5 protein-coding genes are annotated in these 6669 nt (G+C 67.6%); 3 read left to right on the top strand and 2 right to left on the bottom strand.

All coding sequences use genetic code 11. The annotated features are described in order from the left end of the window. A partial coding sequence (locus ABNT58_RS15475) for an Ada metal-binding domain-containing protein (RefSeq protein ID WP_348754356.1) occupies positions 1-1215 on the bottom strand: 1215 nt, incomplete at its 3' end. Between the two features lie 145 nt (positions 1216-1360). Between ABNT58_RS15475 and ABNT58_RS15470 the strand changes: the two genes are divergently transcribed. The 3 genes from ABNT58_RS15470 (at position 1361) to ABNT58_RS15460 (ending at position 5310) form a co-directional block, all read left to right on the top strand. Further along, positions 1361-2749, top strand: a complete 1389-nt coding sequence (locus ABNT58_RS15470) for a phosphomannomutase/phosphoglucomutase (protein ID WP_348754355.1) — start codon at positions 1361-1363, stop codon at positions 2747-2749. A 10-nt stretch (positions 2750-2759) separates the two neighbouring features. Then, positions 2760-4076, top strand: coding sequence for a 3-deoxy-D-manno-octulosonic acid transferase (locus ABNT58_RS15465; RefSeq protein WP_348754354.1), 1317 nt, complete (start codon positions 2760-2762; stop codon positions 4074-4076). A 454-nt stretch (positions 4077-4530) separates the two neighbouring features. After that, the gene (locus ABNT58_RS15460) at positions 4531-5310 is read left to right on the top strand and encodes a hypothetical protein (RefSeq protein ID WP_348754353.1); all 780 of its coding nucleotides are present in this window, start codon (positions 4531-4533) and stop codon (positions 5308-5310) included. A gap of 725 nt (positions 5311-6035) precedes the next feature. Here ABNT58_RS15460 and ABNT58_RS15455 read toward each other — a convergent pair. Next, complete coding sequence (locus tag ABNT58_RS15455) at positions 6036-6476, bottom strand: hypothetical protein (protein WP_348754352.1); 441 nt, start codon at positions 6474-6476, stop codon at positions 6036-6038. Positions 6477-6669: the final 193 nt, after the last annotated feature.

The raw sequence follows: 6669 nt of genomic DNA, 5'->3' as shown, positions 1-6669 counted from the left end.
GGCCAGCGCCTGCAGCGCCCGCACCCGCTGGCGCACGATGCCCAGCTGGCCCAGTTCGGCGGGGTCTGCCTCGGCGATGGCCTGCGCGCTGGGCGCCAGGCGGGTGAGGTCGGCAAACGGCGTGGCGATCGGCTCGCCATAGCGCTCGGTCACGCGGCGCGCCAGCGTGCGCGCCGCGGCCACGGTGACCTGCTGGCCCAGCACCACGCGCATCGCGGTCTCGAAGCCGTCGAAGCTGCCGGCCAGGCGGATGCCGGGCACCGGCGGCAATGCCAGCGCGGCCAGCACCGGGTCGATCTGCGCGGGGTCGGCGTCCAGGTCCAGCGCCTGCCGCACGCGCTGCAGCAGCGCGCCGATGGCGGGCACCAGCGTGGGCGCCAGGCTCAGCATCACCTCATGCCGCTCGGGCCGGTAGCGCAGGCTGATCCAGCCCTGCAGCCGGTGGCCGCCATGCGGCAGGGCCAGCGTGCGGCGCAGCGTCAGCGCTGGCACGTCCACCGCCTCCACACCCGGCACCGCGCGCTGCGCGAAGAAGGCCAGCATGCCTGCCACGTCGTAGGGCGGGCGGTAGGCCAGCTTGAGCACGATGCCGGCCGCTTCGGGCGCCGCATCGCCCCGCTCGCGCCGCAGCGCGCTGGGGCTCAGGCGGTAGCGCTCGGCAAACGCGGCATTGAAGCGGCGCAGGCTGGCATAGCCGCTGGCCAGCGCCACCTGCGTCACCGGCAACGGCGTGTCGGTCAGCAGCTGCTTGGCCAGCAGCAGCCGCTGGGTGGTGATGAAGTCGATGGGCGAGACGCCATGCGCCTCTTGAAAGATGCGGCGCAGGTGGCGGTCGGTCACGCCCAGGCGCGCGGCCACCGCGGGCAGCGACAGCGGCTGGCCTTCATGCACAGCCTGCACCATGGCCTGCGCTGCATGGCGGGCCAGCACCTGCGAGCTGTCGGTCAGCGACAGGCCGGGCGCCAGCTCGGGCCGGCAGCGCAGGCAGGGCCGAAAGCCCGCCTGCTCGGCCGCCGCCGCATGCGCAAAGAAGCGGCAGTTGCGCTGCTGTGGCAGCCGCACCCGGCACACCGGCCGGCAGTAGATGCCGGTGGAGGTGACGCCCACGAAGAAGCGGCCGTCGAAGCGCGCATCACGCGCGGCCAGCGCGGCATAGCGGGCATCGGCGGGGGCGTCGGCGGGGGCTTCAGCAGTGGGGGCGGTAGCGGTGACCATGGCAGCCATTGTGGCCGGCCGGCTCCGGCGCACTCGCCGTTTTCGGACCTGTGCAGCGCGGGCTGCCGCGGCCCTTGAACGGCCCGCCGGCGCGCCAGCCGGGTTTTCACGGAGGCTGCCTACAATCGTTCGCAGGAGGACATGAATGAAAGTCACAGCTTCGGCCTTCAAGGCCTACGACATCCGCGGCATCGTCGGTCAGGCCCTCGACGAGGACTTCGCCGAACACCTGGGCAAGGCTTTCGGCACCGAGGCCGTGGCCGCCGGTGAAAAGGCCGTGGCCGTGGGCCGCGACGGGCGCCTGTCAGGCCCCGGCTTGGCCGCCGCGCTGATCCGCGGCCTGGCTTCCACCGGGCTGGACGTGGTGGACCTGGGCGCCGTGACCACGCCGATGCTGTACTACGTGGCCGCCACGCGTGGCAAGCACGGCTGTAACAGCGGCATCCAGGTGACCGGCAGCCATAACCCCAAGGACTACAACGGCTTCAAGATGGTGCTGTCGGGCCGCGCCATCTACGGCGACGAGATCCAGGGCCTGCGCCGCCGCATGGAAGCCGAGGACTACACCGTCGGCAAGGGCCGCTCGGCCGCGATGGACATCGTGCCCGAGTACATCGCCCGCATCACCGGCGACTGCAAGCTAGCCCGCCCGCTGAAGGTGGTGGTCGATTCGGGCAACGGCATTCCGGGTGCCTCGGCGCCGCAGCTGCTCAAGGCGCTGGGCTGCGAGGTGATCGCGCTGTACAGCCGCGTGGACGGCGACTTCCCGAACCACCACCCCGACCCCTCCAAGCCCGAGAACCTGCAGGACCTGATCCGCACGGTGCACGCGACTGAAGCCGACCTGGGCCTGGCCTTCGACGGCGACGGCGACCGCCTGGGCGTGGTCACGAAAGACGGCCAGATCATCTATCCCGACCGCCAGCTGATGCTGTTCGCGCAGGACATCCTGACGCGCGTCAAGGGCGGCACCATCATCTTCGACGTCAAGTGCACCCAGCGCCTGGCGCCGGCCATCAAGGCCGCCGGCGGCGTGCCGCTGATGTGGAAGACCGGCCACTCGCTGGTCAAGGCCAAGATGAAGGAAGTCAAGGCCCCGATCGCCGGCGAGATGAGCGGCCACGTGTTCTTCGGCGAGCGCTGGTACGGCTTCGACGATGCGTCGTACACCGCGGCGCGCCTGCTCGAGATCCTGAGCCGCCACGACGACCCCAGCGCGGTGCTCAACGGCCTGCCCACCAGCTTCAGCACGCCCGAGCTGAACGTGGCCTGCGCCGAAGGCGAGCCGCGCGAGGTGATCGACAAGCTGCTGGCCGATGCCAACTTCCCGGGCGGCGAGATCGTCACCACCGACGGCCTGCGCGTGGACTACGAAGACGGCTTCGGCCTCATCCGCGCCAGCAACACCACGCCGGTGCTGGTGCTGCGCTTCGAGGGGCATACCGAAGAGGCGCTGCACCGCATCCAGGACGACTTCATGGCGCGCCTGAAGGCCGTGAAGCCCGACGCCGAAGTGGCGGCCGCTGCCCACTGACGACGATGCGATGACGCCCTGGCTGGCGCGCTTTCTCTACAGCGCGCTGTTGCTGGCGCTGACGCCCTTCTACCTGCTGCGCCTGTGGTGGCGGGGCCGCGCCGAGCCGGCCTACCGCCGCCGGCTGCGCGAGCGGCTGGGCTTCTACCGCACCCGCCGCCGCGCCATCGAAGGGCGGGTGGTGTGGCTGCATGCGGTGTCGCTGGGCGAAACCCGCGCCGCCGAGCCGCTGATCAAGGCGCTGCGCGCGCAGGTTCCGGGCATGCGGCTGGTGCTGACCTGCAGCACCGCCACCGGCCTGGAAGCCGGTCGCGCGCTGCTGCAGGACGACGACATCCAGACCTGGCTGCCCTACGACACGCCGGGGGCGGCGCGCCGCTTCTTCCGCCGCTACCGGCCGCTGGTGGGCGTGCTGATGGAAACCGAGATCTGGCCCAACCTGATGCAGGCCGCCCAGCAGGCCGGCGTGCCGATGGTGCTGGCCAATGCACGCCTGTCGGAGCGCAGCCAGCGCAAGGGCCAGCGCCTGGCCGCGCTGCTGCACCCTGCGGTGCAACAGCTCACCTGGGTGCTGGCGCAGACCGAAGCCGACGCCCGCCGCCTGCGCGAAGCCGGCGCGCCGCAGGTGGAGGTGTGCGGCAACCTGAAATACGACATCGAGCCGCCGCCCAAGCTGCTGGCCCGCGGCCTGCAATGGCGCCAGCAGCTCAACGACCCGCCGCGCGCGGTGGTGCTGGCCGCCAGCACCCGCGAGGGTGAAGAACAGCCGCTGCTGTCCGCCTGGCGCGCACTGCCGGCGCCCAGGCCGCTGCTGCTGATCGTGCCGCGGCACCCGCAGCGCTTCAACGAAGTGGGCCTGCTGGTGGACAACAGCGGCTTCACCTTGTCGCGCCGCAGCAGCTGGGCCGAAGGCCCCACCCCCGAGGCCGCCCGCGCCGACGTGTGGCTGGGCGACTCGATGGGCGAGATGCCCCTGTACTACGCCCTGGCCGACGTCGCCCTGCTGGGCGGCAGCTTTGCGCCGCTGGGCGGCCAGAACCTGATCGAAGCCGCCGCCTGCGGCTGCCCGATGGTGATGGGCCCGCACACCTTCAACTTCGAGGACGCGGCCGAGCTGTCGCTGAAGGCCGGCGCTTCACTGCGCGTGGCCGAGATGGCCGACGGCGTGCGCCGTGCGGCGGCACTGGCGGCGGACCCGCAGCGCAATCAGTGGGTGCAGAACGCGTTCGGGTTTGCGGCGGCGCATCGCGGGGCCACCGGGAGGATGGCGCGGCGCATTGTGGCGTGTGCGATTCGGGGGCGGGGGGATGGAGTGGGCGGGCTGTAGCTGTTGGGGCTCGGGCGTTGGCTGCAGCGGGGTTGGGGCTGTGGGGCGCGGACGTTCTGCGAGCCGGCACGCGAGCGCGCTGGCATCAGCGCCTCCACATGTGTGCCGAGCCCAAACGACAAGGTGCAAAGGCACGCCATACTTGTGGGGGATTTCGATGTGCGGTCGTCAATCGGCATCCCGGGTATTGCATGGCACCGTTGCGTCGCTGCTGCCATCGGCCGGCCGGCTACTCGGCCGATCAACGGGCCCGTGGCCGCACCCGCTCTCGACGCGTCTGTCTGGCAACGGACTTCTTCGAAGGCGTATTCGAATTCGCGTGACGGCATGCGTGTGTACACGATCACGCGGAACGTTTTACGCTCCATATCAAGTCAGGCGCGGACTGGAAGCGATCAAGCGCCTCCATCGCCGCAAAGTGAATGGCGAAGCGCTAATGCAACAGGAGGGCAGAATGACTCACAACGGTTGGTACAGCATTGGGGACACAATTCCTGGCGGCAAGAAGGTTGGGAGAATTGTCGGTCAGTCCGAGGCGGTCATTGTCTATATCACTGAAACTGAGACAGTTGCCTACCACGTTGACGACAAAAAGTTTCCTGCAACGCGGCCAACGGCAGACATTGTTCGTTTATCACTTCATCACTTCACAAAGGCATATGCGGATGCGAAGAAACTGTTTCCGCCGGAAGAATGGACGTCCATTCGTGATGAGCTCGCAAGCTCTCTGTACAACAGTCTTACATGCGACGACCACAGAGTTTGCGCAGATTCATTCGTCGCAGTAAGCGAACGAATCACGGGCAAAGTGGCCAACACTTATAGATTGTGCTACCTCATGGCGGCCAGTCTAGCGGCACTCATCTCGGCGATTGTTTGCCTTGGGTTCTGGCAGTATCTCCGGGGAAATCCTGGCGAGGACTATGCACTATGTGCGGTGTTCTCCGTCCTCGGGGCATTCGCATCGGTAATACTGCGGACCTCCAGTGTCCCGGTAGTCGTTGGCGAAGACTGGCGCATAACAGCGCTTCGTGGCGCCTTCCGTATCATTCTTGCAATGCTGCTAACTGCATTCCTTATTGCGGCAGCAAAGGCTAACCTACTTGCGGGGATTTTTACCCTCGCGACCTGGTCATTACTGGCCTATTCGTTTGTCTGTGGTTTTAGTGAACGATTTGGTCCCGAGATCCTTGCCAATCTCGAGAGAGGAAAATCTCGTGCGGCCGGTCGCTAGTCATAGTTGGAGGCGCCGTGATCACTCTGCAGGGAAGCCCCGCTCGGTCAGCGGTGTAAATTGGTTTCGAATTCGGTTCCGAATCGCGGTCGCAGCGTGCCTGAAAAAACCGGCAATGGCAGATTGCACATCTACAGATGGGCTTGTCTCGCGTTTTGTCAAGGCCATAGTTACGAACCGCTCGGCAGTGGCCCATTCGCTCGTTGGGCATTGCGCCCTTGAACGTTACCGAGTTTGGCTGCCGCCGGTCTGCCTTTCAGGCCGCGGCCGGCCAGAGGCCGGCCCTTCGCCAGGCACGCTCCGTCGTAAGGACGGCCGATGTCCCGGCTCAGCCTGGGAACGAGTTCTTCAGATGGCCGGCCGTTGGCTCAATGCGCAGTGCGTCGCCGCTGCCTCAGGGACATGGAGGGGAACGAAGCGGCCGTCTCGCGTAAGCATAGCCCACTGGATGCGAGCGTTCTGCTTGGCTAGCGCCACCACGGCCTTCTGCCAGCCGACGCGACTTTTAATTGCACCCGCCACTGGCTAGTGCGGTGTGTTCGTTTGCCGGCGTTCATCACCGCCGACTTCGCGCCCTGTATCAGCAGAGTGCGCAAATAGTCATCGCTGCGTTCGGTGATCGCCCGGTCTGGGCTTGCCGCCGGTGGAGTTAAGGCAGGGCACAGGGCCGAGCGAAGCGCCGAACTGCTTGGCGCTGGCCAACTGCATGAGGTCATCGACGCTGGTCACCAGCGCCGATGCGCCAATCGGGCAGATGCCGCGCGACGCTGCGCCTTGGCCGCGCGCTCGTTGCTGCGGGCGTGCGCCCCGATACGCTCGTCGCACCATTTCATCTGCAGGTCCAAGTCGACCCAGTGCAGGTGGGTGCGCTGCAGCACCAGCCGCGCGAACCCGCTCAGTTCGTCGTTGGCGTCTTCCAGCACATCGGCAAACACCCGGCGCAGCGCGTCGGGGTTTTGCGGAATGACCAGACCGAACTCGGCCAGCACGCCGCGGATGCGGTTGATGATCAGCGCGTCGTGTTCGGCTTTGTAGCCTTCTCGCAGGCGTTGCACGCTGAGTTGGCCCTGCTTCTTGGCCGTCTTCACCGGCACGAACCGCATCCTCGGCCGGCCCACGGCCTCGCAAATCGCGGCCGCGTCGTTGGCGTCGTTCTTACCGGCCATGCGGTATGAGGGACGAAGGGACCGGCGATCAGCCGCGCATCCAGACGCAGCAGGCGCAAGCGCCGCCCTACGTGGTCGGACCTGCGAAATTCATCCACCCGCCGCGCGATGGACCAAACGCCGACGCGCCATGGATGACTGCAACGGCCCACCGGTGGTCGTCAGGGCGGTGATGGCGAGTCGGCCGATGAGG

The organism is uncultured Aquincola sp. (assembly GCF_964001545.1).
GTDB lineage: Bacteria > Pseudomonadota > Gammaproteobacteria > Burkholderiales > Burkholderiaceae_C > Aquincola.
The sequence above is the reverse complement of the archived record's forward strand: the minus strand, read 5'-3'. Positions and strand labels throughout refer to the sequence as shown.